Origin of the sequence: Winogradskyella sp., assembly GCF_028282165.1 — a bacterium.
GTDB lineage: Bacteria > Bacteroidota > Bacteroidia > Flavobacteriales > Flavobacteriaceae > Winogradskyella.
Genome location: NZ_JANQIM010000027.1, coordinates 1 through 25,516, shown reverse-complemented (window position 1 = coordinate 25,516; position 25,516 = coordinate 1). Strand labels below are relative to the sequence as shown.

The window sequence follows — 25,516 nt, the reverse complement described above, 5'->3', positions numbered from 1 at the left end:
AAGATCTAGCCCTCAATTTGATTCAGTTTGTTCATTTTTTCTATTAAGTCCCCTGTAATAGCTACCACAGCAGGTTTAGGAATGTTGTCTTCATCAAAGGGCCATTTGCTTGTAGGGTTGTTAATGTCTGTCGTTTGTTCACCTGGGTGTTGCACACTGAGAAATAAGGTTTTTCCATCTGGCGAAAACCATGGGCCAGTCAGTTCGGCATCTCTGGGCGCAGAAGCTACTCTAATTACTTTTCCGGCATCTTTGCCATATCTTGGGATTACAAACAAACTATTGTTTTTAAAAGGCATATAAGGCTTATCTTCTTTATTCATCCAGCTTCCAGACATGTCCGAGGTTATCCATAAATTGCCAGACTGATCAAACGCTAAATTATCTGGGCAAGAAAATCCGTTTTCTTCTCCACCAGCTTTATATGTTGACGCTTTAAAGGTTAAGGCATCAAATGCACCATTGGTTTCTTCAATTTTTAGGATGGATCCATGAAAATCATTTTTGCTCTTGTTGTTGGTAAGAGATACAAATATGTTACCTGTGATAGGATCAATTTCAATATCCTCAGGGCGATTTAAAGGTGTAGCGCCTAATATTTTGGCTGCTTCTCTTGCTCTAATTAGCACTTCGGTTTGGTCTTTAAACTTTTTCTTCAATAAAGGTTGATTTTCCCAATCTAAAGCCAGCCATTTGCCATTGATGGTATCGGCGACATAGAGTGTGCCGATTTTTAAAGAACCTGGTTTAGACGAGATAAACTTATAGAGATGTTCGTTATTACTGTCATCTCCTGTATAGGCAACAACACGTTTATCTTCAAGTTCATATAGGGTACAACACTCATGGGCAAACCGTCCAAGTGCAATGTGCTTTTGAGCGGTTCCGTCTTGCGGATTTATTTCTACGACCCAGCCATAATGTTCGGGAGGATAGTCATAAAAGTTTTCCCAACCATAATAATTACTTGGAATCTTGGAGGCGATATTATTTTCATCATATTCAGTTTCGCCATAGAAACCATCATAGTTCTCCTCGCAAGTGAGAAAGGTGTTCCAGGGTGTAATTCCACCAGAACAATTAGCTAGTGTTCCTATTGCACTGGTTTTCCCTTTAATAGGGTGGTCCCAATTTAATTGAATTGGTGTTTTTCCGGTAATTCTTCTATTGTATGGATCGTTTTCAATCACTTTCCATTTACCGTTTTCTTCTTTAATTCTTACTATACTTCCACCTACATTGTACATCTCTTTATCGACTTGTTCTAAGGTGATATGCTCCAGCGGATTTTCGTAGTCTCTATAATTAAAACCTGCAATATAAAGTGAGTTGATATACTCGTGATTTACCCATAATAAACCATCTTTTGGATTGTTTTTGTCTAGTGGAATAAAACAGGTGAAATCATTATTAAACCCAAAGGTATCTTCATTACTTATCTTATCGCCCCATTTTATTATGGTGTGATAATCTAGCCCTTTAGTTAGAAGTAAATCATCCTTGTCTGAGGCTGGCAGTGCCTCTAAAACAAAACTCTTTAATTTTTTAAGCTCATCGTTTGATAAAGCTTTAGTCTCTGCAGGTGTACTTGTATTACCACAAGAGATTAAGAATGGAGGGACTATTGCTGCTCCTATACTCGCTTTACCTAAAAAGGAAATAAACTTTCTACGACTGTATGCCATAATGCTATTTGGTGAGTGTTTAGTGTTATAAATGCTTAAGGTAGATGACCTCAAAGTTTCTTACCGCAAAATAATCATCTAATCCGTAGTCGGTATTAATGATGATACCGCCCAAAAGAGTAACGCGATCCACATGAAATTCATCTCTACATGTTTTAATATGTTCATGAACTTTTTTATCAATAATTTTATAAGTGGCTTCGGTGATAGCTTTTTGTGGGTTATCACTATTTAGAATATCATCCCTGAAGGGTAATAAACTTTCTTCAAGTTTCATTTGTTGATAGTCATCATCATTTACTATAGGTTTGTAATTACTGTCTTCAAATCGACTTAAGGCGAGCATCAGTGCACCGCAAGAATTTCCGGTTTCTTCTTGGCGAGGTCTGTACATTTTACCCAATTCACCATCAAGGGTAACACCAATGTGAGGACCATAAAAAATGAAGGCACTTCCTCCATCTGGAATATGGTGTGCAAATGCCGTCATACCAGTTTGGCCGGCAAAAGGAAGCCCTCCTAATCCTCCCATAATAAACGGACCAAATAATACATTAAAGAACGTAGTGGAAGGGACATTTATATCATCTGAACATACGGATGTCGCCATTAACACCTTGGAAATGTCTATCTTATATTCGAGTTGCATTTTCCCTAAGTAGTGAATTGAGGTGTCTTTGGCATCCATGGCACCAGGGAATTCTGATTTTACTAGATCGTCAAATTTTCTTTGTAACATAACTAGATTGGTATTAAAAGATTGATTTTTTCACAATTAAAAATACAATATTATTTTATAAGCAAAACTCAGTTACATTAATACTTTTGTTAAATAATCCTTTGAAAGATATTTTATATCATACCCTATAAATTAAAATGCGTTATAATGAATTTTTAATTTCATTATAACGCATTCAATATTAAAAACTAACCCTACTTTGCTATAATTGTCAGTTCATCTACAATGTTCTTGGCATTAGAATAGTTGTCAATTAACCAAAGTACATAGCGAATATCAACATTTATTGTTCGTTGTAAATCCTTATCAAATATTACATCACCTGCCATAGCTTCAATGTTACCATCAAAAGCCAAGCCTATTAATTCTCCTTTTCCGTTAAGTACTGGTGATCCTGAGTTTCCACCTGTAATGTCATTGTCTGTCAAGAAGTTTACTGGGAGTTGTCCTTTTTTATTAGCGTAACGTCCGTAGTCTTTCTTTTCATAAAACTCTAGCATGTCTTTGGGCAAATCAAACTCGTGATCATTTGGCTTGTATTTATTGATAACGCCCTTAAAGGTGGTGTAGTTATTAATCGCAGCATCATTTCTTGCATCTTTAGGTAAAGCTCTTACTTTACCATATGATAATCGAAGTGTAGAGTTTGCATCAGGATACTTGATTCTACTTATTTCAGATGTACGCAATCCTTCGACTAATAATCTAAATGCTCTTTGGAAATCATTTAAAGGTTGCTGAAGATCTTCTGGTTCTTCTCTATATTTTGCCAATAAGGCTGATGATAACTTGTAAAGCGGATCATTTGCCAATAAGTCGGCATTTGGGTACTTTAAAAATGATTCTACGCGCTCTTTAGAAGAGAACATACTCAGATTAAAAATAGCCTCAACATAGTTGTCAAAATCCTGTTTTGTTGCTACTTCACTTACTAGTTCTGGTAGCGGATAATTAGACTTTGTAGCATATAGCTTAAGTTGTTCTGCCAAGACTTCTTTTTCTAAAGGTAAGTGATAGTCTTTGTACGAACTATTTATTAATGCTGATAATTGGGGCAACAAGTCTTTACGTTTTGCATCATTTGAAGCAGTATAATTTTCAAGTCCTCTACCGATTCTGTAAGGAAGTATAGAGAATTTACATGACCGCAGTAAAGCGTATAAATAGTTGTCGTGTTGTGCTTTTTCATTGGTAAGGCTGTAATATTTATTAATAGTATTTATAACATCACCATAAGTAGCCTTATTCTTTGATTTATTGGCCCATTTATCAAATTTCGCCTCTATTTTGCGTTTTGTAGCCGCAGTTCCATGCTTGGTTAAGGCATCTATCATGCCTTGGCGATTTTTCCAATAATTGGCAATCCCTGCATACTGTGAAGCGTACATTAGATTTATGGATTCATCTTTATCCATATACTTTTTCATGACATCCATACTTAGTTTAGAGCCTTCGACCCATGCAGGATAAGCATACTTAACATTTTGTTCTATACCTTTCGCAGGCATCCAGCGATTGGTGCGTCCTGGATAACCTAAAATCATGGCAAAGTCGTTTTCTTCTACACCACTGATATTAACGGGTAAATGATATTTTGCTTTCAGTGGAACATTGTCAGTTGAGTATTCCGCAGGTTGTCCATTAGCATCTCCATATACTCTAAATAAAGAGAAGTCTCCTGTATGGCGTGGCCACTCCCAATTATCAGTATCGCCTCCATATTTTCCGATACTTTCAGGTGGTGTGCCCACCAATCTTACATCTGTATAATCTTCATATACAAAGTAATAATACTCGTTGCCTTGATAGAAAGATCTTACCGAAACGGTGTATTTTCCGCCTTCATTATTTTCTTCTTGAATTTTAGCAATCTCTTTGTTGATGGCAGCTTCACGTTCTTTTTCTGTCATGGAGTCATTAACTTTTGATAGAATTCGTTCACTTACATCATCCATTCTCACAAAAAATCTTACGGATAGATTTTGCGGTTTTAATTCTTGATCTAATGATTTTGCCCAAAAACCATTTTTTAAGTGGTTCTGCTCGGCAGTAGATAATTCGGCTATAACATTATACCCACAATGATGATTTGTAAGTACCAAACCATTGCTCGATATAATACTTGCTGTACAGCCGCCGCCGAATTGCACAATAGCATCTTTTAAACTTTGGTTATTAATGCTATAGATTTCTTCGGATGTTAACTGTAGGCCCATTTTCTGCATATCGCGGTGGTTAAGACGTTCAATATGCATTAAAAACCACATACCTTCGTTAGCAAAGATCGATGTAGGTATAGTGAACAAAAGGGCAATTAGAATATAGTTTAGTCGTTTCATTTTAGTTTTCATTTTTTTATGAATTGATGGTTTTTGTGATAATTAATTTTTTAGTATTTAGATTTTACAAAGTATAAGATGTCTTTTTAGCCATATTTTACTTTTGCCAGTATTAAGTTTTCATTTTATATGTTTCTTATGGTTGTGCCTTTTTCCATTTTGGAAGTGTCCTTTGTTCCTCATCCTTTTCTTTTGGTTTTTCTTTAGGAATGTAAGGTATTTCTTCAATCATCCAATCTTTTGCTTCTACATCTTTTAGATAGTGGTCAAAGTATGCTTTCAGTTTTTTTTGAATATCCAGTCGATTACTTTCCTTTCTCAAACCATGGCCTTCATCTAAATAAGAGAGAAAAACAACGGGTTTTTTAAGATAGCGTAAAATACTGTAGAACCCAAATGAATGTTCCCATTGTACAACCTTATCAGCAGTGCCATGGAATAGTAGCAGAGGAGTATTCATTGTGGCTGCATTAAATACGGGGGATTCCGTAATATACATTTTAGTATTAGTGGTTGGATCTGTACCAAGCCTGCCTTGGCCTGTCATGTAATAATCTTGTTCGTTACTACCATCTCTCACAATATCAATGTTAAATCCTTGAACGAGGTTACTTACTCCTGCTCCTGCGGCTATAGCGGCAAATTTGTTGTCTTGCGTTGAGATATACATACCACAATGCCCGCCAAAACTAAAGCCTTCATAACCTATTTTTTGTTCGTTTACGTAGCCCAATTCAATCACTTTTTCAATGGCGGCATCTATACTTTCGTGCATATCTGAATGTGGTGTGCCAATATTAAAATGGATATCGGGTCTTAGAAAGAGATAACCTTCGGACACATATAGCATTTCAGGAACTGTAGCGCCATTTAAATAAGGTATCGCATAGTTATATCTCCGATTTGAAAGCTTTTCATAAGAGTACACTATCATAGGTGATTTTTCTCCTTTTTTATAGTCCTCTGGAATACTCAAAATACCTTGTAGTGGTACTCCGTCGTCATTGGTATAATCTATCAATATGCGTTTACCCCATTTAAAATGCTGTTGTTGTGGATTGGTGTTGGTTATTTTTTTTGGTTCTGAAAAATCTAACTTAGTCAAATAAGCTTCAGGATAATTTTGGTAATCTCCTTTTTTAAAGATGATGACCTTAGCGTTTTTACTTTTTGTTATAGCATATCTTCGGTATGGGTCTGCATAACCGTTTGGACCATAAATAAGTTTTTTTAATTTTCCATCTTGTAAATTATAGTAACCAGCATGTTTAGTTTGCATATTGAATGCATATAAAAAATTTGGTTTTGAAAGGTCAATGTATCGATCCTCAATCTCTGGTTCATATTTAAAACGATAATCTTCAAATCGAAAACGAATAGAATCCTTAGTTGTGATATCTTTTGTAAGATTTTGAGCTTTCTTACTTTTATCTAAAGGCAATAGCCATAGGTCTAGTTTATGATTTACTATAACGGCGTTTTGGTTTTTAACCCATCCTACGAAGCCGTAATTTGGATTGTATCCAAATTTGTCATATTCTTTATCTACAAAGGAAATACCTGTGTCATTTGAAATATTTGTTTTTGTATTCTTTTTAAAATTATAGGACCAGTAATGAGTTCCGTCCCATAGAATTGCATTATCTCCGTTAGGTGATATTTCTATTCCAGTACTATATCTAGAACTGTATTGTTCTTCTATTAATGTCTTATCACCAGTTGTAAGATTAATTCGATATAAATCGTTTTTGTATATATCCCAATCTGAGATATAATTACGATTATCCGTACCAATAGCCCACTGATCTGTTCCTTTGCTAAGAATTAATCTTTGAATATCTTCACCTGTTAATTGTACAATGGTATTTGTCTTTCTAAAGAAGATAGCATCGAACACCTCATTCTTTTTGTCATCATATTCCATAATACGTTCAGACAAGAGCTTTTTGTCTTTCCAGTGCCAAATCTGAACGGTGGCTTCTTCCTTGTCATCTTTTTTCTTTTTATCATTCTTGTCTTCTTCAGCTGGATATGTTTTGAGTTTAAGAAATAAACGGCTATCATCTTTACTCCAACGAATCACATCGATGTTATTTCTAGATTTTGTTGCTGGTCCAATCAGTTCAGGCAATCCTTTTATATCTTTCACAGTGTATTTGTCTGTCTTTATGGGATTTGAATCCAAGGTACTAAATACTACAATTTCCATATTCTTATAGTCCACTTCATCATCAAGCAATTGAAACTTATAAGCAGCTAACTTCGTGTTGTGATGATTCCAAGATAAGTTAGAATATACACGATTACCTGTTTCAATGGCTTTGGTAGTCATTAGCTTTGGATTGTATAAATAAATACCGTTACCGCGCTTATCTTTTGAGTTAATTGTATAGGCAATGTAATCTGATTTTTTATTAATTACATATTCGCCAATATTGCCTATGTAGTGTTCCTTTCTATGATCCAAGTCATATATTAAAAGACTAGTTTTATCAGTAGTAATGAAGTAATTTTTGTCTTCAAGAAATTGATACTTTGCACTAGACTTGTATTTTACCGTAAAACCAGACTTGAGGTGCTTGAGTTCTATAAAGGTTTCCTCTTTTTCATTTTTATCAGATTTATCTTTTTCGGATTTTGGCTTTATTTGATATGCTACCCAGTCTGATGAATGTGAAAACATAGGTTTACTGCCATCAGGAACTTTATATTTGATGCCTTCCTTGGAATTACAGATATAAAGTATGTCGGTTTGATTATTATCATCAAAATAGTTTTCCAACTTTTGTTCCGTAATGGTATCTTTTTCAGACTCAGGCTTATCGAACAAGCTGTATAGCTTTGTGTACCATTCTCCATTGTCGGATAAGCTAATCGAATGGGTACGCCATTGTCTAACATCGTTGAATGAAAGCGGTTCTTTTTTTGATTGGGCTATTGTTTGAAAGTTGCCCAGAACACAGTAAAGTAAAAAAAGTATTGTTTGAAAAAAATGTCTAGACATTATAGCCTGTATATTTAATTTGATATGGATATGAGTCATTTTTTATTATTCTTTCAATATAGGTATTTTAATAAAACTATCCCCATACCATTTGATGATTAATGGCTCATTGGCATCCACTATGGTTTCATCGCTAACATCCTTACCAGTCCCATAATTAATCTGCCAATTAGGGTTTTTATTTATACCTAAAGCTACTACCAATCGACTACCTTTACTCACTTGTTTGGATGTTACATAGGATGTACTAATATTTATGGTCTCTTTTTTTTCAGGATACAGCAGTTGACGTTGGGTTCTATCCTTGGCATAACTTGCTCTTTGCAAGGTACTAAAGCCACTAGCTGAAAACAAGCTAAAGTACTTTCCATCTGGCATAAGTTCATAAACCTTTATGACTATGTCAACATCGTGTTTATTAATCGATGCTTTAATGGAGTTTATAAATGAACCACTTATAATGGTAGGTTTCTCAAAAGGTTTTGAAACATAGCTTACCGAATTTGAGATATCAGAGGTAATGGAATCCTTTAGCACTTCAAATTTAAAATCCACGGCATCACTACGATCTTTAAAATCTACTTTTTGCTCAATATAACCTGTGGATTTATTTGGACTTAAAGTGTAATTCGCATCCAATTTTGTAGTGCTAAAATACAAGGTTAAGGTGTCATTGCTCATTTCTGATAAAGAGCTAGTATGGTACCAGGTGTTTGTTCCCATAACTTGAAAATTGACCTTATCTTTAAGAAATGACGGTTGTGGCGCACCTTTTAAAATATGGTCAAACCATTCTACAGAACGATTTCTAAAATTAAATGAGGTCGCTACTGAATCTGCCTTGTAGCCATATACTTCTTTCTCTGGATAGAGTTGCGCACCGCTGTGGGAATAAGGGCCAATAATCAAATAATGTTCAGCGTCCGGATCATGCTTATGATGTTGTTTGTAGTAGTATAAAGCACCCATTTGGTCATCATCAAAATAACCAGTAGTGGTCAAAACAGGAATATCAATTCTTGAAAAATCTGCTTTATAAGGTACCATGTCTTGCCAAAATGAATCGTATGAAGGATGGTCTAACCAGCGTTGAAAAACTGTATTTGGCCGTCCTTCGATACTATCTAGAGAGCGAAATGAAGCTCCGTTCTCATACCATTTTTTATAAATACTGTTCCATTTTATGATATTTGAAAAGTCTGTATAGTCTGTTGTTCTATTAGAGGTTACATAATTTATCCAGCGAAGCATGTAACTCATAAATACATTACCGTTCATTGGGTAATCAATTCCAGGTCCCACGGCCACCTGAGGCATAATGGTCTTTAGAGCAGGATGAAGTTGCTTAGTAGCTGCCCATTGTCCAAAACCTAAGTAACTGCCACCAACCATGCCCACTTCTCCATTACTCCAATTCTGCTTACTTATCCAATCAATGATATCGTGAGCGTCTTTCCCATCATATTCAAAAGGTGAAATTTCTTTGCCTTCTATTGATTTTCCTCTGGTATTAGCAACAACACAGTTGTAATTCTTTTTTGCATAAAACTTTGCTCGCCCAATATCACGTATAGAATCGGCATAAATATTAAAAATAAAGACTGTTGGTCGTTTTCCTAACCCGTTCTTTTTCCGTACAATATGGGCCCGTAATTTACTGCTATCTCGTACCTTAATATTGGCTGTTTCAATAGTGTAAGTTTTTTGATTGTACGCTTCAATCACACTTTTTAGTGTTGGAACAGTTTCCTTAAAAACGTTATAAGCATTGAACATTCTAATAAGTTGAATCGCTTCTTTCATCTGAATGGTATCACTGGCCTTCCGTTGTTCTAAGATGGTTTCAAAGGACTTTTTAAAACCATCAACAGAAACCATAGCATTACTCTCAATAATTTCTTGCGATGGTACATTAATTGAAGTAAATGTTTGGGTGAATTGTGATTCTAAAAGTGTTTTAAAGGAAGTATTATCATCTATATTATTTTGAACTTTAGCATAGAGTTCATAAGGGACAAATACACCATACTTATAATCTTCATTAAAAGGTAGTCTTAGCGAATCTAGGTAAATAAGAGCATTCTCATATTGTTTAGCCGCTAAAGCTAGATTCATTTTTGTATTCATTGATACTTCTGTCCAAGATATCGTCAATGATTCTTGTAGTTGCTCAGCTAGTTTTGGTAGGGATTTAGATAATATGGTACCATCATTATAATTTTTTTTAGGAAAATAAAAGTTTTGGGAAAATGAAATAAGCGTTGAAGCTAAAAGCAATGAGCTTATCGATATTCTTATTTTCATATCTTATTCATTTTCGATCACCTATTCAAAACGTTCGTTAATTAACCAATAATCACAAAGCATAAGCTCTTTCTATAGGCCACAGGTCTTCATAACCATCCATCCATTCTTGAGTAGACAGTTCTTCATCTGTTGACAAGCAATTATCTAGTTGTGTCCTTATGTGTGCTTCGTTTATGTTTTGTCCAATGAAAACAATTTCATTTTTTCGGTCGCCAAAGGTAACATCCCAATCAGACTCTATTAGTTCTTTATTTTCTACAAATGCCAATTGCTGAATACGATTTTCGAAAGGCATACTGCTCCACCATACGCCAGCACTATCGGCTTTTATGGAACCGCCGGCTTGCCCCCAAATCAAAGCTTGATCTGGTCGAGAGGCCAACCAAAACAAACCTTTGCTTCGAATAATGTTATTAGGGAATTTATCTTGAACATAATTTAAAAATCGTTCTGGATCAAAAGGTTTTTTTGTACGATATACAAAAGAAGATATTCCATATTCTTCAGTTTCTGGTGTATGTTCGTCTTTGTTGAGTTCTTCTATCCAACCCGCACTTTGTTCGGCTTCCTCAAAATCAAATAAACCAGTATTCAAAATTTCTTTAGGGTCTACTTTACTGTAGCTAGATTCGAGAATACGTGCCGAAGGGTTTAATTTTTGAATGGTTGCCTTTAATATGGCGAGGTGATCTTCGGAGACTAAATCTGTTTTATTTAAAATAATAACGTTGGCAAATTCGATTTGATCAGTCAATAAGTTTACAATAGTACGATAATCACCTTCAATATCTGTAAGTTCCCTATCCATAAGGGTCTCTGGACTTCCAAAATCCTTGAAGAAGTTAAAGGCATCCACAACCGTAACCATGGTATCGACATAGCTAAAACGCGATAGGTCAATGTTGTTATCTTCATCCACAAAGGAAAAGGTTTGTGCAACGGGAATTGGTTCGCTAATCCCTGTACTTTCTATGAGGAGGTAATCAAACCGATCTTCTTTGGCCAATCGTTCTACTTCTATCATTAAATCTTCACGTAGTGTACAGCAAATACAGCCATTACTCATTTCGACCAATTTTTCTTCGGTACGGGATAGCGTGTTTTCACTTTTTACCAATTCGGCATCTACATTGACCTCGCTCATGTCATTGACGATAACCGCAACTTTTAGGCCTTGTTTATTATGAAGAACATGATTGAGCAATGTCGTTTTTCCTGCGCCGAGAAAACCGCTTAGGACTGTTACGGGAAGTTTTTTTGAAATATGCATAGATGGTAAAAGATAAAAATTAAACGTGATTACAAATTTACTAAGAATTCTTTAATCGCAACCGAGTTGCGTTTATCTGCAGGGAATAAGCAATACTTTTTTAATTGGCTAATTCACCTTCACATGTATTCAAAATATAATTAAAGTGATTTATATCCTCACTATTAAGTTTTAGAGTTCCGGTTATTGTAACGACATCATCCATTTTAAAGGAGGGCTTTGATGAAAAATGAAGCTCTATAGCTGTTTCGGGACCACCAATGCCACAGAAAAAACAAGAAGACATTGGCCCCTTGGATAAAATGAATATTTCACCCTTGGGATCGATATCCAAAAAATAACCTGTTATCGTTACTTCTTTGCCTTCTAGGGCCTTCATATCGGAAGAAAAATACGGGTACAAAAAATACTCATCATAAATAGGAAAGTATTTTCTTTCAAATGTTATGTTGGCCAAATCTTGCCACGTAATTTCTTTCTGAGCATAACTTGTAAAGCAAGTGAGGGAAATAAGAGCTATTATAATTTTATTTTTCATTACTTAATATTGTAGATATATTCATTTTTATAATTGGGTATATTGCTAATGAAATTGATAAAATTATCATAGCAAAAACCAAGCCAATAATTTGCAATGCTTCGCTTATGGGCAATGCCTGTACGATGGTCTTCTGGTATCCACTTTCTAGATAATTGAACAGAAAGTATAGTCCAGCTTTTGTAAATATAAAACCAATTATAAAAGCAAAGCATATAATGATTAAGCCTTCGTAAGTTACCATTTTTATCAATTGGGTATTACTGGCACCGTATGTTCTTAGAAGGGCTAAATCAAAAGCGCGTTCTTTTATCATCTTATATAGGCTTATAAAGATAGTCATTCCTGAGATAATAAGAATGACATAAGCTATCCAAGAAATCGTTTTAAATCCTATGCCCGTATATTCATATAATTTATTTAGCTCATATTTTGGTAATGCGGCTTGCATATTGGTATCCTCATTAATTCTTCTCGGAAGTGTTAAAAGTGCAGCTGGATTTCTAAATGAAATTAATAGTGAAGTAATTTCCTTGTCTTCCTCGTGGTCATTGTGTTCATGATTTTCATGGTCGTGATGTTCATCATCCGTATGATCTTGGTGATCTCCATGGTTGTCATGATCTTCGTGGTCCTCGTGTTCTTCTTTATCTTCGTGATTGTCCAGATTTTCATGGTCTTCGTGGTCGTGAACATCCCATATACTTTCTAAGTTGGTCACGATTAAGCGGTCTATTACTTTTTGTGTAGGTTTTAAAATACCAACTACTGTAAATTCGTCATCATGTACATGGGCATCATTATCTACTAATCCGTGAGAACTTAAAAATGTATCGCCTATTTTAAGCTGAAGCTGTTCTGCCACCATATGGCCTAATATAACTTCCAGAGATTTTTGTACTTGACGACCGTTCTCTATCTCCGCTTCGTAAAATGTCATAAATTCTGGGGCAGTGCCAACAATCCTGAAGCCTTTGTAGTTATCTCCATAAGAAATGGGCACTGCCTTTTTAATCATTGGATTTCTTCCAAATTTATTGGCTTCTTTAAAAGGAATGTTTCCCGTGGGATTGTCTAAATGCAAGACCGAAGATAGTACAAGTTGAAGTGGACTTCCCTTGGCGCCGATTACCAAATCAATATCTCCTAAGTTGTTTTCCATTTGGTACTTAAATGAGGTTTTCAATTGTTGAATTCCAAGGAGCAAAGCAATACTCAATGCTAACATGAAAACACTTAATAAGGTGTAGAGCGGTTTTGATTTTATATTTTCAACGCTAATCTTCCAGATGTTCATAATGTGATTGAATTTTGAAAGAATGATTTTATCCTATGATCGTGTGTTATGACCACTAAATTAGCATTGTTCTTTTCAGCTTGTTTTTTAAGTAATTCTATAACAATCTTACAGTTTTCGTCATCCAAGCTCGAAGTCGGTTCGTCCGCTAAAATTACTTTTGGATTGTGTATTACAGACATTGCAATACCTAAACGCTGTAATTGTCCTTCACTTAACGCACTTATTCTACGATTTTTATATTCAATTAGGTCTAACTCCTCCAGTAACCCGTCAATGACGGTATTTTTGATGTTTTTTCTACTTAAAAAAAGTCGCGCTTGTAAATTTTTAAAAACCGTCAATGAACGAACGGCATGGTTTTTTTGAAACACAAGCCCTATGTTTTTTCCTCTAAAAGCATCTAATTTATTTGCTGACAACGAATTAATATCTAAATCATCTATAAATATGCTTCCTCCATTTGGTTTTAATAAACCTGCCAAAAGATGCAATAATGTTGTTTTTCCTATGCCTGACTTACCTAAAATAAGTAAGTTTTCTTGCTCTTTTAAAACGATATCTGGAAAGCTAAACGTATGCGCTTCTTGTTTATAAGAAAATGTTAGATCTTTTGTAGTAATCATTTAATGTTGATGGTCTCTTTTCGTTTTCAAAATTCTCCAATTAAAATAATGTGCAACTGATACTAATGAAGCACCAAGAACTGTATTGCTAATTTCCCATAACTCGGTAAATTCGAACCTTCCAATTGCAATTAGAATAAAACCTAAAGATGCAAAAAGTAGCGGTTTTAATTTGTGATGAATTTTTTTATAGCTGGGCCAAAGCGAAATAAAAACAAATATTACACCCAGACAAATAAAAAACCACTCTATATACGGGTTTTCTAAAAAATGCAAACTGCTTAATGACGAAAATGAAAGTACAATGGGTATGGCTGCACAATGTATGGCACAAATTAGCGAACTTGTCAATGCAATAATATCTATATTACCGTTTTTTATTTTCATAGTGTTATTTTTATTAATCCTAATGCAACTTAGTTGCAATAATATTTTTTTGCAAATATATTACTTATTTATAGCATAACAATCAAAGCACAAGAAGTTATGATCAAATGATCACATAATATAAGAAACAAAAAAGGTGCAGCACTAGCTACACCTGTTCTTATTATATAAAGTTAAATTCTGTTTTACTCAGCTTTTAATGTAACCTTGCGCTCAACCGTATTAAAGGGACCAGGTAGTACATTGCCTTCAGCATCAACTAATTGTAAATTAATGGTTACTTCACCCATAGGCAAACCAGTAACTACATGTGGTGCCCATTGATGAATAGTAAATTCTTCTCCATTTATGGTAGCTAATACTTTATTACCAGTTTCTGATAATTCCGTATTCAATACGAAAAAGTCTAAAAGTAGATTTTCGGTATCTTTCCCAACATAGGTTCCTTTTGGTCGGCTGTAAATCAACGTTGGTGCGTCCATGTCTAAACCTAAGCTGTCTTGAGCGTTTTCTCCAACAACTAATTTTCTAACTACCATTGAGTTGTCATTTTTAACAGACTCATGGTAAGAACGGCTTAAAAAAGCGACGAGGTGGTGTACACCTGCCGGAATTTCTTTTTTGATATTTGGTTCATAGTGTGCAGAATAAGGCTGATTGTTTAAAATAAAATGAATATGTTGCCCTTTACCAGAATTCGCCAATTTTTGAGCATTAGCACTATCTGTTTGATCTCCAAGAGCGTAGTCTTCAAGTGTAAAGTTAAAATCAACATCTCCAGCTTTAGCTATAGTCATTGTTTCTGGTGTATCTAACATAAGTTTTGCATTGGCATATGCAGGAGAATCTGTAAGGGGTGCAATTGCAATTTTTGATTGTTTAGGTGTTTCCTTAGTTGCTGTTTGTTCTGTAGTGTCTTTTACTTCCTCTGTTTCTTTTTTATCGTTTTTACAGGCTGTTGCAAAAATAATACTGAAGGCTAATAAGGAAAGTTTTAGATGTTTCATGGTTTGTTTTTTTAGATGTTAGTAAAGTTAAGGATATAAGCCTTTTTAAACAAGTGTGTTTAATGCTTCTTTAACCAAAGTTTTTGGTCGGTAATACCGCGCTTTAGGTTTTCGGTGAATATTAACGCTTTGTCCACACGCATTTGAGGAGATTTGTATCTAGAAATGGCATAAATGATACTACGTTGCCGCCCTGGTGTAAGCTTCTCAAAAACGGTGTAGGCATCATAATCGCTCAACAAAACAGCTTCCAATTCTTCAGACATCTCCACACCATATTTTGAGGTATCCTCAAACACTTGCAGCTCAAAATAATCATTCACAAATATACCTAATGCTTTTTGCTTTGCTTTGCTAAAATAAATCCTATATTGACCCGATTTTTCACGTTTTAAAGCCGCATAAAATTCAATGGTTTTATCTTCAAAAGAGGCTAAAACTTTAATGCGTTTGTAATTCTTTTTTACAAAATCGGCAATAGGAGCTTCGGGTAAAATAATACTCTGTTTATCAGCAAGAGAGACTTCGAAAGGAAAACTTTTTAGCATTTATCTGTTTATTAAATCGTTACATGACAAAAATCATATTTTTTACAATGCCTTACGAGTAATTTTGATATAAGACAAAGATAAATATGTGCCAAAAGTTAGTAAATAAATACAATGTGGCAGGTCCACGCTATACCAGTTATCCAACAGTTCCGTATTGGAATGCAGATTCATTTTCGTTACGCGAATGGAAAGAAGTGCTGAAACAGTCCTTTGATGAATCTAACAACGAAGAAGGTATAAGTTTGTACGTGCACCTGCCATTTTGTGAAAGTCTTTGCACATTTTGTGGTTGTCATAAGCGCATCACCAAACGTCATGAAGTTGAGTTACCTTATATCAAAGCTGTTTTAAAGGAGTGGAGCTTGTACCGAAAATTATTGGGGACAAAACCTAAAATAAAGGAGCTTCACATTGGAGGTGGTACGCCTACGTTTTTCTCACCAGAAAATTTAAGATTCTTCATTTCTGAATTACTTAAAGTTTCTGAGATAGCCAAGGATTACGAATTTAGTTTTGAGGGCCATCCCAATAATACTACAGCCGAACATTTGCAAGTGTTGTACGATTTAGGATTTAGACGTGTTAGTTTTGGTGTTCAGGATTATAATCTTACTGTTCAAAAAGCCATCAACCGTGTACAGTCTTTTGAAAATGTAAAACGCGTTACGGATTTAGCCAGAACAATAGGATATACATCCGTAGGCCATGATATCATTTTCGGATTACCGTTTCAGACTGAAGCCGATGTTATTGAGACTATTAAAAAGACCGAAGCCTTGATGCCAGATCGTATCGCATTTTATAGTTATGCACATGTGCCATGGATAAAAGGTAATGGACAACGCGGTTTTAAGGATACGGATTTGCCGAGTGCCGAATCTAAACGCCAGCAATATGAGACAGGTAAATTCTTATTAGAGAAAGTAGGTTATGTCGAGATAGGGATGGATCATTTTGCCCTTAGAAGAGATGCCTTATATAAAGCTATGCAGAGTGAATCCTTGCACCGCAATTTTATGGGCTATACTGCATCTAAAACCCAAGCTATGATTGGTTTGGGTGTTTCGTCAATTAGTGACAGTTGGTATGGTTTTGCACAAAATGTAAAATCCATAGAAGAGTATTATCATTTAGTGAGTGAGAACATTATTCCGGTTTACAGGGGGCACATACTCAATGATGAGGACCTTAAGATTAGACAGCATATTCTCAATTTAATGTGCCATTTCAAAACATCATGGATAACACCAGAAATGAAGTTTGATGAATTGCCGGATGTCCTCATAAAACTAAAAGAATTAGAACAAGACGGATTAATTGCTTTTGGAAGAAAGCAAATGACCGTAACTGAAAAAGGGAGACCTTTTATAAGAAACATTTGTATGGCCTTTGATTTGCTGTTGCAACGCAAAAAGCCAGATACCCAATTATTTTCAATGACCATATAAAACGAATACCATGAAAAAAATTATCGTACCTATAGATTTTTCTGAGCATTCAGAGTTTGCTCTGGAGGCTGCGGCCAACTTGGCCCAAAAATATGGTTCAGAACTCTTTGTGTTGCATATGTTAGAGTTATCTAACGCAATACTCGTTTCGGATGAAAATTCTATTAACGAAGAAGCTGTGTTTTATTTAAAGTTGGCTGAGCAAAAATTTGAGGCTTTTTTAAATAAGCCTTATTTAGATGGCATTAAGATTACCCCAATAGTAAAGCATTTTAAAGTTTGGAGCGAAGTAAATGAGGTTGCCAATAAGTATGATGCCAATCTCATCGTTATGGGCTCTCACGGTGCCAGTGGCGTAAAAGAAGTGTTGGTAGGTTCTAATACAGAAAAAGTAGTTCGCCATGCTGATGTACCAGTCTTAGTGATTAAGCACAATCCAATTTTGTTGGATTTTGAAAATGGGGTTTTTGCAAGCGATTTTTCTGAAGAGGCCATAACGCCTTATCTTAATGCTAGAGTGACCTTTAAAAAACTTGGAGCCAAAATGCATTTGGTATATGTGAATGCTCCTGATGGCAACTTTAAAAGTTCAACTGAGATCGATAAACGCGTGTCTTTATTCTTGAAAAAAGCCGATGGCGATTTAGATAATCTCGATAGTGTACATATCGTCTCAGATTACTCTATAGAGAAAGGTATTCTGAATTTTGCCAATAATATCGGGGCGGATTTAATTGCCGTAGCAACCCATGGCAGAAAGGGCTTAGCGCATTTCTTTGAAGGTAGTATTTCTGAAGATATCGCTAATCATTCTACGTTGCCGGTTATGACCTTTAAGATATAGTTCTTGATGTTTATTAGTTAGTGTTATTTAATATCAAGTTAAAACGCTAAGGATTGGTTTCCTTGGCGTTTTTTATTTTAAGGCTTCTCTAAGCTCCTTGTTCTGATCTACTGTAAGATTTAGATCTTGTTTAATAATCTGAAGCGTAGGTCTTAGAAAAATCATGTATACCAATAATATTGCAGAAATAATAAGATAGAATAGATTACTAGTCGTTATAAAGATGACGATACCTAAAATTGCTGGTCCCTCAATTAGGGCCAATCTGATAATCCTCGCGGATTGATAACTGGTAAGTTTCTCCTTTAAAGTTGACTTTGCATGAACGGTTTTCAGGAGACTATTGAAAAGAAAATGACTTGCCATAACACCACCTACAGCAAGTATCGGAACCAAATAAAAAAAGATGTCATTAGTATCATTAAGGTTCATTGTGGCATTATCAGTGATGTATAATGCAATAGTTCCAAAAACCAGTACTGCAAAAGAATAGGCATAGTGTAAAGTGGTCATCGTTTTAATGATGCTCTTTGGCTGATACGGTTGTTTAGTTTGCATTAATTCTGGTTGATATTGAATATGAGATTAAATATAAACCTTTAATGACAATCAATAGCACTTGATGCCATTTCTACGATGGGAGCAGGAGAGAGGTATGGGATCCCCAAGCCTAAACCTCTTAGGATGAATAACGTACCTATAATCACTACAAATATTGGAATAGCCTTTTGTATTCGTTGCTTAATAGTTTGGTTTAAGAACTTGCCTAAATAAATAGCAGAGGTCATTAAAGGAACAGTGCCCAAACCAAATAGTACCATATAAAAGCTACCTTGCAACAAACTACCTGTAGCGATAGCACCAAAAACGGCCATATAGACCAAACCGCAAGGCAAAAAACCATTAAGAAAACCAATTGTGATGAAGGTATCAGCTGTTTTTTTCTTAAGTGCTTGACCAAGATTAGATTTTACTTTGGAAATAACTTTGTTAAGAGGTTTTGACAAATTGTATTTGGCAAACATTTTATAAGGAATCAATACCAAAACAATCATTAAAATGCCTATAGCTATAGACAACTGTTGTTGTATACCGAAAATGTAAAGGCTTTTACCAACTAGGCCAAAAACTAGGCCTATTAAACTATAGGCCAATAACCTGCCAATATGGTAAATACTAATTTGGCTTACTTTTTTGAATGAATTGGATCGATCTACTGGCAACATAAAGGCAATAGGACCGCACATACCAACGCAGTGCAAACTGCCTAATAAACCTAATATGAATGCAGAGTAAAGCATGCTAATAATTGATGGCTTCTTTAAAGAGATAGGAATTGTTGTCGTAAGTCCAATCTATTGTAATGTTCCAGCGACCATCTAGTAAACGATTGTCAGGTATGAGCAAATTGTGGTTAGATAATGAAATAGGAGTTTCAAAATCTAGTTGTTTATTAGATGGTCTATATAGGAACACTTTACCTTTGATGTCTTTTATATCTAAGTCTTCTGGAAATGTAATAAGAATACCGTCTTGGGTTTTTTGCCAGGATACATTGGTCTTTAATGTTTTTGAATTTTTTTCTTTGTCAATATCGTTCTGAAACTTTAATTCCTGTTGATAATAATCTTCTACGACCAAGTCGTGATCATATTTGTCATTGGTTGCCATGTTTACTACAAAGTACATGATAAATCCTATAAACCCTATAAATGCTATAACGATTGCTGTTCCCCAATTTATTTTCATAACGTCTTAATTATAGTTTCTCGGTCCTAGAAAGCCTACAGTAGTGGTTTCGATTAATTCGTTATTACTATAGATGTCTATTCTCAATTTATTCTTATCGCCAGATAGATCACTTTTTTTCAATTCGATAAACAAAGTCCCTTCTGCAAACTCTTGAGCTTTCACAATGAACTCATTAGATGCCGAAACCGTTTTTATCTCACCATCCATGTCTCTTATTTTGAAGCTTACATTTTCAATGTCGTGCGAAGTTTTGTTAACCAACTTGTATGTGTACACATTGCTGATGATGTTTTCGCCTTTTTGTTCGTAAGATTGACCAGGTAATCTCAAAATACGTGCTTCGATATCATTTCTTAAGGTCAACATTCCGGCCAAGACACCAATTAAAATAACTAACACAGCAATATAGCCCTTCATGCGTGCTGTAAGTTTAAAAGGTGTTTTATTCTCTATATTTTCTTCACTAGCATAACGAATTAAGCCTTTAGGAAGGTTGATTTTTTCCATGATGGTATCGCACTCATCTATACATGCTGTACAATTCACACATTCTAACTGTGTGCCGTTTCTAATATCGATACCTGTTGGACATACATGTACACATTGAAAGCAATCAATACAATCACCATGGCCCAGAGCTACTCTATCTTCATTTTTCCTAAATTTCTTTCTACCGTTTTTGCCTTCTCCGCGTTTATGGTCATAAGCAACAACAATTGATTTATTGTCTAAGAGCACACCTTGTAGGCGACCATAAGGACAAGCGATAATGCAGACCTGCTCCCTAAACCAAGCAAAAACGAAATAAAAGACTGCTGTAAATATGAGAAGTGGAATTAATGTGCCTAAATGTTCAAATGGACCATCTTTAATATAATTAAGAAGCTTGTCGCCTCCTATAAGATAAGCCAGAAACACATTTGCAATTAAAAAGGACACCACCAAAAATATAAACCATTTTAAGAGTCGTTTCCTTATTTTTTCAGCATCCCATTTTTGGCGATCCAGACGCATTTGCTTATTGCGATCTCCATCGATCCAGTATTCAATACGTCTAAAGACCATTTCCATAAAAATGGTTTGAGGGCAAATCCAACCACAAAATATACGACCAAAACCTACTGTAAATAGCGTGATAAAGACCACACCGATTATCATAGAAATGACGAAAAGATGGAAGTCTTGTGGCCAGAATGGAAAACCAAAGATGTTAAAACGTCTGTCTAGGACATTAAACATTAAAAACTGGTTACCATTAATTTTCACAAATGGTGCTGCAAATAAGAACGCTAACAAGAAGTAGCTTACAATTTTTCGTTTATCGTAATACCAACCAGAAGGTTTTTTAGGATATATCCAGTTGCGTTTACCTTCCTCATTGATGGTGCCAATAGAATCTCTAAAAACTTCGTTTGCTGGCGTTTCCATTTTATAGTTTTTGGGACGGTTTCTCTTTTTATTCGTCTGCTTCTGCTACAGTAGCGTCTTCAACTAAAGTTTCGTCTTCTGATGCTTTCATAGCATCCGAACCATCTTCTGAATTGTCGCTGTTTGTTTCACTGGCGGTTTCATCTACCCATATATCACCTTCGGCAGGTTTAGGTTCAGCAGGCGTAGTCCCTTGAAATTCTAAAACATAACTGGCGACTTGCGCCATTTCAAGAGGTGAAAGCCCTTCTTTTTTCCAGGATACCATACCTTTACCAGCACGACCACCTTCGGAAATCGTACGGAATACATTTTTAATACCACCACCTAATACCCAGTATTCATCGGTAAGGTTTGGACCAATACCACCTCCGCCATCAGCTTTATGGCAAACCACACATTTTTCTACAAAAATTGCCTGTCCTGCTTTTAGGTCTGAAGCTTCAGTTAATACTTCAACGGTATTGACATCCACCAAATTTTTTGCTGTTCTTTTGTATTCTTCAATGGCACGTTCTGCTTCTGCATATTCAATTTCATACTCTACAAACTGGTCGTCGGCATTAAAAATATGGTAACGTGCCATATAAACCACCCCAAATATAATAGTGATATAAAAACCATAGAGCCACCACGGCGGAAGACTATTATCTAACTCTTTAATACCATCGTAGTTGTGATCTAAAATGATTTCGCCTTCTTCCTCCATTGGTCTAGAGCCTAGAAGCTTTTTGTACGTCTTTTTTATCCAAAGTACGAGTTTTGATGGTGCGGCTTTTTGCGCATCATATCTTGCTTTAGCTTCCTCATCTAAACTTTGGTAAAGAATATTGTCCATAGAACCTACAATCCCTTCTATAGCTAACAATATGAGTAATACTAATAATAAGAATAGCATTATAATAGGTTGCTCCATAAACGCTGGTTGATCACCAGAATCAATAAAGTATTCTACAAGCCCTACGATAGCGAAAAATACAACGGGGACTCTTATGTATGATGGAATTAAATGTCTCATGATGTTATTTTGTTGTTTTTTGGTCTAGTGGTAAATTACTAACAGTCGTGATATATTCTTTTTTAGCTGTGATGACCCAATAAAACAAGCCTACAAAAAAGATAAAGAATATTAAGAGCGATATTATCGGATATATTTCAATACCCGTAATACTTTCCATATGATTTTTTACAAATTTTAGCATAATCTTATTGGTTTTGAGCGGTTTCGTTAGCGATGTCTTTTACTTTTATATCCGTACCCAAACGTTGTAGATAGGCGATAAGTGCAATAATCTCTCTATCCTTCATTTCTACATAATCTTCACCACTAGCTAGGGCTTCTTTTTTACCGTTTTCAAATGATTCTAATAGATCAGGATCTTCTTTTAAATTTTTCATAATAGCTTCAGATTGCATATCCATTGACTCTTGAGCATTGGTAATTTCTTCATCAGTATAAGGTACTCCTAAGGATACCATAGCTTTCATTTTCTTTTCGGTCATAGACTTGTCTAATTCATTTCTAATGAGCCATTGGTAAGCTGGCATTATGGAGCCTGTTGACATTTCTTGTGGATCGTACATATGCTTAAAGTGCCAAGGGTCTGAATATTTTCCGCCAACACGATGTAAATCCGGACCAGTTCGTTTACTTCCCCAAAGGAATGGATGGTCGTAAACATATTCTCCAGCTTTTGAGTATTGCTTATCATTAGTCCAATCGTAGCGTTCTACTTCGCTTCTAAACGGACGTATCATTTGCGAGTGGCAACCCACACAACCTTCTCTTATGTATAGATCTCGCCCTTCTAGCTCCAAAGGTGTATAAGGCTTTACACTACTAATGGTTGGAATATTGGATTTTACAACTATGGTTGGAATAATTTGTACGATACCACCAATCAATATGGCAACCGTAGCATAAATAGTTAACAATACAGGTTTACGCTCTAACCAAGTGTGCCAACCTTCACCAGCTACTCTACGCTTAGATACACGCTGTAATGCTGGGGCTTCTGCTAATTCATCAGTCACTTTAGAGTTAGATTTGACAACTGTCATAATCACATTGTACACTAGGATTAACATACCAATGACATATAGTGTACCACCAATAGCACGCATCCAATACATTGGGATAATCTCTGTTACTGTTTCTAAGAAGTTTCCGTAAACTAGGTTACCATCTGGTCTAAATTGCTTCCACATACTAGCTTGAGTAAAACCAGCCACATACATCGGTAAAGCATAAAGGATAATACCTAATGTGCCTATCCAGAAATGAACATTTGCCAAGCCAATAGAATGCAATTTTGTTTTAAACAATTTTGGAATTAAGAAATAGATCATACCAAAGGTTAGGAAACCATTCCATGCTAGCGCACCGACATGGACATGTGCAATAATCCAATCGGTAAAATGTGCTATGGCATTAACATTCTTAAGTGAAAGCATTGGGCCCTCAAATGTGGCCATACCATAACCAGTAATAGCTACTACCATAAATTTAAGAACAGGATCCGTACGAACTTTATCCCAAGCTCCGCGCAAGGTTAGTAAACCGTTTATCATACCTCCCCAAGATGGCGCAATCAACATTACTGAAAATGCAACACCTAAATGTTGTGCCCATTCTGGTAAAGCTGTGTATAATAAATGGTGAGGTCCTGCCCATATATAAATAAAGATTAATGACCAGAAGTGTACAATAGATAATCGATACGAATACACAGGTCTATTTGCTGCCTTAGGAACGAAATAATACATTAATCCCAAGAAAGGCGTTGTTAAAAAGAACGCAACCGCATTGTGGCCATACCACCATTGTACCAAGGCATCTTGTACACCAGCATAAACCGAATAACTCTTAAGACCACTAACAGGTAATTCCAAACTATTAAAAATATGAAGGACAGCTACAGTTACGAATGTGGCGATATAAAACCAAATAGCAACATATAAATGACGTTGGCGACGCTTAAGAATAGTCCCGATCATATTTACACCAAATACCACCCAAACCAAAGCAATGGCAATATCAAATGGCCACTCTAGTTCTGCATATTCTTTGGATGTAGTAAAACCTAAAGGTAAGGTGATTGCTGCACCAACAATGATTAATTGCCAGCCCCAGAAATTAATGTTACTCAATAGATCGCTAAACATCCTTGCTTTGAGTAAACGTTGCATAGAATAATAAATACCAGCAAACAAGGCATTACCTACAAAGGCAAAAATGATAGCATTTGTATGCAATGGTCTTAATCGGCCAAAACTCAGCCACGAAATACCATCGGTCATGTTTGGGAATAAAAACATAAAGGCTAGAATTAGCCCAACCAGCATCCCAACCACACCGAAAACAATGGTAGCGTAGAGGAATTTTTTGACGATTTTATTATCGTAATAGAATTGTTGCATTTCCATATTAAAAAAATTAGTCAGTTTTTGTATGTGTTGATTCTTTAGAAGGTTCTTTTACGAGTTCGTCTTCAAACAACATGCGCACCGATGGGGTGTAACTATCATCGTATTGCCCAGATCTTACAGCCAATAAAAAAATGATAAAGAAAGCTATGCCAACAATGACACTTACTGTTAAGACAATATATATAACACTCATACCTGTTTGAAGTTATGGCCCAAATTTACAGTTGAACCTTTTTTTAAAACATGACATTTATCATGTCGATTTTTTTTATTTTAGTTTTCGTCCTAAAAGATTGGTGCAAATGGTTGTAAAGACTACAATACTTATAGAACTTAACGGCATCAATATAGCGGCTACAACTGGAGCTAATTGACCCGTAACGGCAAAATACAAGCCGATAACATTATATATAAATGAGAGCACAAAGCTCCATTTGATAATCTTAATTGCAGATTTTGAGGCTTTTATATAATGGTGTAATTCCTTGAATTTTGTAGCGTCTAAAATGGCATCGCAAGCGGGGGAAAAAATATTAACATCTTCTGAAATTGCGATACCTACATCACTCTGTGCCAGAGCACCAGCATCATTGAGACCATCACCAACCATTAAAACTTTTGCACCTTCAGATTGATGATATTTAATGAATTCTAATTTATCTTCAGGTTTTTGGTTAAAAATCAATTTGGTTTTTGCTGGCAATAGTTTTTTCAGGTTCTCGCGCTCTCCTTCATTGTCTCCAGACAGGATGACCAAATCAAAATGCTTTTTTAATTGATTGAAAAGCTTAGCAACTCCTTTTCTGTAACTATTGTAAAAGGTGAACTTTCCCTTATAAATAGCATTACTGCTAATGTGGACTGT

The 25,516-nt window shown here is 35.4% G+C and carries 23 protein-coding genes; 2 read left to right on the top strand and 21 right to left on the bottom strand.

Annotated features, from left to right (window positions below):
- Positions 1-5: 5 nt before the first annotated feature.
- The 12 genes from Q0972_RS10645 to Q0972_RS10590 all read right to left on the bottom strand — a co-directional run bounded on the left by Q0972_RS10645 (position 6) and on the right by Q0972_RS10590 (position 15,747).
- Positions 6-1,685 carry an alkaline phosphatase PhoX gene (locus Q0972_RS10645; protein WP_299365646.1) on the bottom strand — a complete coding sequence of 560 codons (1,680 nt, stop codon included), beginning with the start codon at positions 1,683-1,685 and terminating at the stop codon, positions 6-8.
- A 25-nt stretch (positions 1,686-1,710) separates the two neighbouring features.
- Complete coding sequence (locus Q0972_RS10640; protein WP_299365644.1) at positions 1,711-2,424, bottom strand: hypothetical protein; 714 nt, start codon at positions 2,422-2,424, stop codon at positions 1,711-1,713.
- A gap of 194 nt (positions 2,425-2,618) precedes the next feature.
- Positions 2,619-4,763 carry a S46 family peptidase gene (locus Q0972_RS10635; protein WP_299365642.1) on the bottom strand — a complete coding sequence of 715 codons (2,145 nt, stop codon included), beginning with the start codon at positions 4,761-4,763 and terminating at the stop codon, positions 2,619-2,621.
- Positions 4,764-4,899: 136 nt separating this feature from the next.
- Positions 4,900-7,767, bottom strand: a complete 2,868-nt coding sequence (locus tag Q0972_RS10630; RefSeq protein WP_299365640.1) for a prolyl oligopeptidase family serine peptidase — start codon at positions 7,765-7,767, stop codon at positions 4,900-4,902.
- Between the two features lie 45 nt (positions 7,768-7,812).
- Positions 7,813-10,071 carry a CocE/NonD family hydrolase gene (locus Q0972_RS10625; RefSeq protein WP_299365638.1) on the bottom strand — a complete coding sequence of 753 codons (2,259 nt, stop codon included), beginning with the start codon at positions 10,069-10,071 and terminating at the stop codon, positions 7,813-7,815.
- 52 nt (positions 10,072-10,123) lie between these two features.
- Positions 10,124-11,344 (bottom strand): GTP-binding protein, encoded by a 1,221-nt coding sequence (locus tag Q0972_RS10620; RefSeq protein ID WP_299365636.1) that lies wholly within the window; start codon positions 11,342-11,344, stop codon positions 10,124-10,126.
- 100 nt (positions 11,345-11,444) lie between these two features.
- Entirely contained in the window at positions 11,445-11,882 is a 438-nt protein-coding gene (locus tag Q0972_RS10615) for a hypothetical protein (RefSeq protein WP_299365634.1), read from the bottom strand.
- The gene (locus tag Q0972_RS10610; RefSeq protein ID WP_299365632.1) at positions 11,872-13,179 is read right to left on the bottom strand and encodes an FtsX-like permease family protein; all 1,308 of its coding nucleotides are present in this window, start codon (positions 13,177-13,179) and stop codon (positions 11,872-11,874) included. Before Q0972_RS10610 ends, Q0972_RS10615 begins: the two co-directional genes overlap by 11 nt.
- Entirely contained in the window at positions 13,176-13,805 is a 630-nt protein-coding gene (locus tag Q0972_RS10605) for an ABC transporter ATP-binding protein (RefSeq protein ID WP_299365630.1), read from the bottom strand. Before Q0972_RS10605 ends, Q0972_RS10610 begins: the two co-directional genes overlap by 4 nt.
- Entirely contained in the window at positions 13,806-14,192 is a 387-nt protein-coding gene (locus Q0972_RS10600; RefSeq protein WP_299365628.1) for a MerC domain-containing protein, read from the bottom strand.
- A 185-nt stretch (positions 14,193-14,377) separates the two neighbouring features.
- On the bottom strand, positions 14,378-15,199 hold the full coding sequence (locus Q0972_RS10595; protein ID WP_299365626.1) for a hypothetical protein: 822 nt from the start codon (positions 15,197-15,199) through the stop codon (positions 14,378-14,380).
- 59 nt (positions 15,200-15,258) lie between these two features.
- Positions 15,259-15,747, bottom strand: coding sequence for a YdeI/OmpD-associated family protein (locus tag Q0972_RS10590; protein WP_299365625.1), 489 nt, complete (start codon positions 15,745-15,747; stop codon positions 15,259-15,261).
- Positions 15,748-15,833: 86 nt separating this feature from the next.
- Between Q0972_RS10590 and hemN the strand changes: the two genes are divergently transcribed.
- On the top strand, positions 15,834-17,198 hold the full coding sequence (gene hemN, locus Q0972_RS10585) for an oxygen-independent coproporphyrinogen III oxidase (RefSeq protein WP_299365623.1): 1,365 nt from the start codon (positions 15,834-15,836) through the stop codon (positions 17,196-17,198).
- Between the two features lie 10 nt (positions 17,199-17,208).
- Positions 17,209-18,042 carry a universal stress protein gene (locus Q0972_RS10580; protein WP_299365621.1) on the top strand — a complete coding sequence of 278 codons (834 nt, stop codon included), beginning with the start codon at positions 17,209-17,211 and terminating at the stop codon, positions 18,040-18,042.
- A gap of 72 nt (positions 18,043-18,114) precedes the next feature.
- Here the strand turns inward: Q0972_RS10580 and Q0972_RS10575 are convergent, their stop codons facing one another.
- The 9 genes from Q0972_RS10575 to Q0972_RS10535 all read right to left on the bottom strand — a co-directional run.
- On the bottom strand, positions 18,115-18,600 hold the full coding sequence (locus Q0972_RS10575; RefSeq protein WP_299365619.1) for a hypothetical protein: 486 nt from the start codon (positions 18,598-18,600) through the stop codon (positions 18,115-18,117).
- Between the two features lie 41 nt (positions 18,601-18,641).
- Positions 18,642-19,343, bottom strand: coding sequence for a sulfite exporter TauE/SafE family protein (locus tag Q0972_RS10570; protein WP_299365617.1), 702 nt, complete (start codon positions 19,341-19,343; stop codon positions 18,642-18,644).
- 1 nt (position 19,344) lies between these two features.
- Positions 19,345-19,791 carry a FixH family protein gene (locus tag Q0972_RS10565; protein WP_299365615.1) on the bottom strand — a complete coding sequence of 149 codons (447 nt, stop codon included), beginning with the start codon at positions 19,789-19,791 and terminating at the stop codon, positions 19,345-19,347.
- 6 nt (positions 19,792-19,797) lie between these two features.
- The gene (ccoG, locus tag Q0972_RS10560) at positions 19,798-21,222 is read right to left on the bottom strand and encodes a cytochrome c oxidase accessory protein CcoG (RefSeq protein ID WP_299365613.1); all 1,425 of its coding nucleotides are present in this window, start codon (positions 21,220-21,222) and stop codon (positions 19,798-19,800) included.
- Positions 21,223-21,250: 28 nt separating this feature from the next.
- Positions 21,251-22,240 (bottom strand): cbb3-type cytochrome c oxidase N-terminal domain-containing protein, encoded by a 990-nt coding sequence (locus Q0972_RS10555; RefSeq protein WP_299365612.1) that lies wholly within the window; start codon positions 22,238-22,240, stop codon positions 21,251-21,253.
- 4 nt (positions 22,241-22,244) lie between these two features.
- Positions 22,245-22,424 carry a CcoQ/FixQ family Cbb3-type cytochrome c oxidase assembly chaperone gene (locus Q0972_RS10550; protein ID WP_299365611.1) on the bottom strand — a complete coding sequence of 60 codons (180 nt, stop codon included), beginning with the start codon at positions 22,422-22,424 and terminating at the stop codon, positions 22,245-22,247.
- Between the two features lie 4 nt (positions 22,425-22,428).
- Positions 22,429-24,648 carry a cytochrome-c oxidase, cbb3-type subunit I gene (gene ccoN / locus Q0972_RS10545; RefSeq protein ID WP_299365610.1) on the bottom strand — a complete coding sequence of 740 codons (2,220 nt, stop codon included), beginning with the start codon at positions 24,646-24,648 and terminating at the stop codon, positions 22,429-22,431.
- 10 nt (positions 24,649-24,658) lie between these two features.
- Entirely contained in the window at positions 24,659-24,844 is a 186-nt protein-coding gene (ccoS, locus tag Q0972_RS10540; protein WP_299365609.1) for a cbb3-type cytochrome oxidase assembly protein CcoS, read from the bottom strand.
- A 75-nt stretch (positions 24,845-24,919) separates the two neighbouring features.
- A partial coding sequence (locus Q0972_RS10535; protein WP_299365607.1) for an HAD-IC family P-type ATPase occupies positions 24,920-25,516 on the bottom strand: 597 nt, incomplete at its 5' end.

What these genes read in the sequence shown, in the direction of transcription:
- Q0972_RS10570 (WP_299365617.1), bottom strand. Translation starts at nt 19,343, where the DNA reads ATGCTTTACTCTGCATTCATATTAGGTTTATTAGGCAGTTTGCACTGC.
- Q0972_RS10565 (WP_299365615.1), bottom strand. Translation starts at nt 19,791, where the DNA reads ATGAAAATAAATTGGGGAACAGCAATCGTTATAGCATTTATAGGGTTT.
- Q0972_RS10600 (WP_299365628.1), bottom strand. Translation starts at nt 14,192, where the DNA reads ATGAAAATAAAAAACGGTAATATAGATATTATTGCATTGACAAGTTCG.
- ccoN (WP_299365610.1), bottom strand. Translation starts at nt 24,648, where the DNA reads ATGGAAATGCAACAATTCTATTACGATAATAAAATCGTCAAAAAATTC.
- hemN (WP_299365623.1), top strand. Translation starts at nt 15,834, where the DNA reads ATGTGCCAAAAGTTAGTAAATAAATACAATGTGGCAGGTCCACGCTAT.
- Q0972_RS10640 (WP_299365644.1), bottom strand. Translation starts at nt 2,424, where the DNA reads ATGTTACAAAGAAAATTTGACGATCTAGTAAAATCAGAATTCCCTGGT.
- Q0972_RS10620 (WP_299365636.1), bottom strand. Translation starts at nt 11,344, where the DNA reads ATGCATATTTCAAAAAAACTTCCCGTAACAGTCCTAAGCGGTTTTCTC.
- Q0972_RS10590 (WP_299365625.1), bottom strand. Translation starts at nt 15,747, where the DNA reads ATGCTAAAAAGTTTTCCTTTCGAAGTCTCTCTTGCTGATAAACAGAGT.
- Q0972_RS10580 (WP_299365621.1), top strand. Translation starts at nt 17,209, where the DNA reads ATGAAAAAAATTATCGTACCTATAGATTTTTCTGAGCATTCAGAGTTT.
- ccoS (WP_299365609.1), bottom strand. Translation starts at nt 24,844, where the DNA reads ATGAGTGTTATATATATTGTCTTAACAGTAAGTGTCATTGTTGGCATA.
- Q0972_RS10630 (WP_299365640.1), bottom strand. Translation starts at nt 7,767, where the DNA reads ATGTCTAGACATTTTTTTCAAACAATACTTTTTTTACTTTACTGTGTT.
- Q0972_RS10610 (WP_299365632.1), bottom strand. Translation starts at nt 13,179, where the DNA reads ATGAACATCTGGAAGATTAGCGTTGAAAATATAAAATCAAAACCGCTC.
- Q0972_RS10615 (WP_299365634.1), bottom strand. Translation starts at nt 11,882, where the DNA reads ATGAAAAATAAAATTATAATAGCTCTTATTTCCCTCACTTGCTTTACA.
- Q0972_RS10645 (WP_299365646.1), bottom strand. Translation starts at nt 1,685, where the DNA reads ATGGCATACAGTCGTAGAAAGTTTATTTCCTTTTTAGGTAAAGCGAGT.
- Q0972_RS10575 (WP_299365619.1), bottom strand. Translation starts at nt 18,600, where the DNA reads ATGCAAACTAAACAACCGTATCAGCCAAAGAGCATCATTAAAACGATG.
- Q0972_RS10625 (WP_299365638.1), bottom strand. Translation starts at nt 10,071, where the DNA reads ATGAAAATAAGAATATCGATAAGCTCATTGCTTTTAGCTTCAACGCTT.
- Q0972_RS10595 (WP_299365626.1), bottom strand. Translation starts at nt 15,199, where the DNA reads ATGAAACATCTAAAACTTTCCTTATTAGCCTTCAGTATTATTTTTGCA.
- Q0972_RS10605 (WP_299365630.1), bottom strand. Translation starts at nt 13,805, where the DNA reads ATGATTACTACAAAAGATCTAACATTTTCTTATAAACAAGAAGCGCAT.
- Q0972_RS10555 (WP_299365612.1), bottom strand. Translation starts at nt 22,240, where the DNA reads ATGAGACATTTAATTCCATCATACATAAGAGTCCCCGTTGTATTTTTC.
- Q0972_RS10550 (WP_299365611.1), bottom strand. Translation starts at nt 22,424, where the DNA reads ATGCTAAAATTTGTAAAAAATCATATGGAAAGTATTACGGGTATTGAA.
- Q0972_RS10635 (WP_299365642.1), bottom strand. Translation starts at nt 4,763, where the DNA reads ATGAAACGACTAAACTATATTCTAATTGCCCTTTTGTTCACTATACCT.
- ccoG (WP_299365613.1), bottom strand. Translation starts at nt 21,222, where the DNA reads ATGGAAACGCCAGCAAACGAAGTTTTTAGAGATTCTATTGGCACCATC.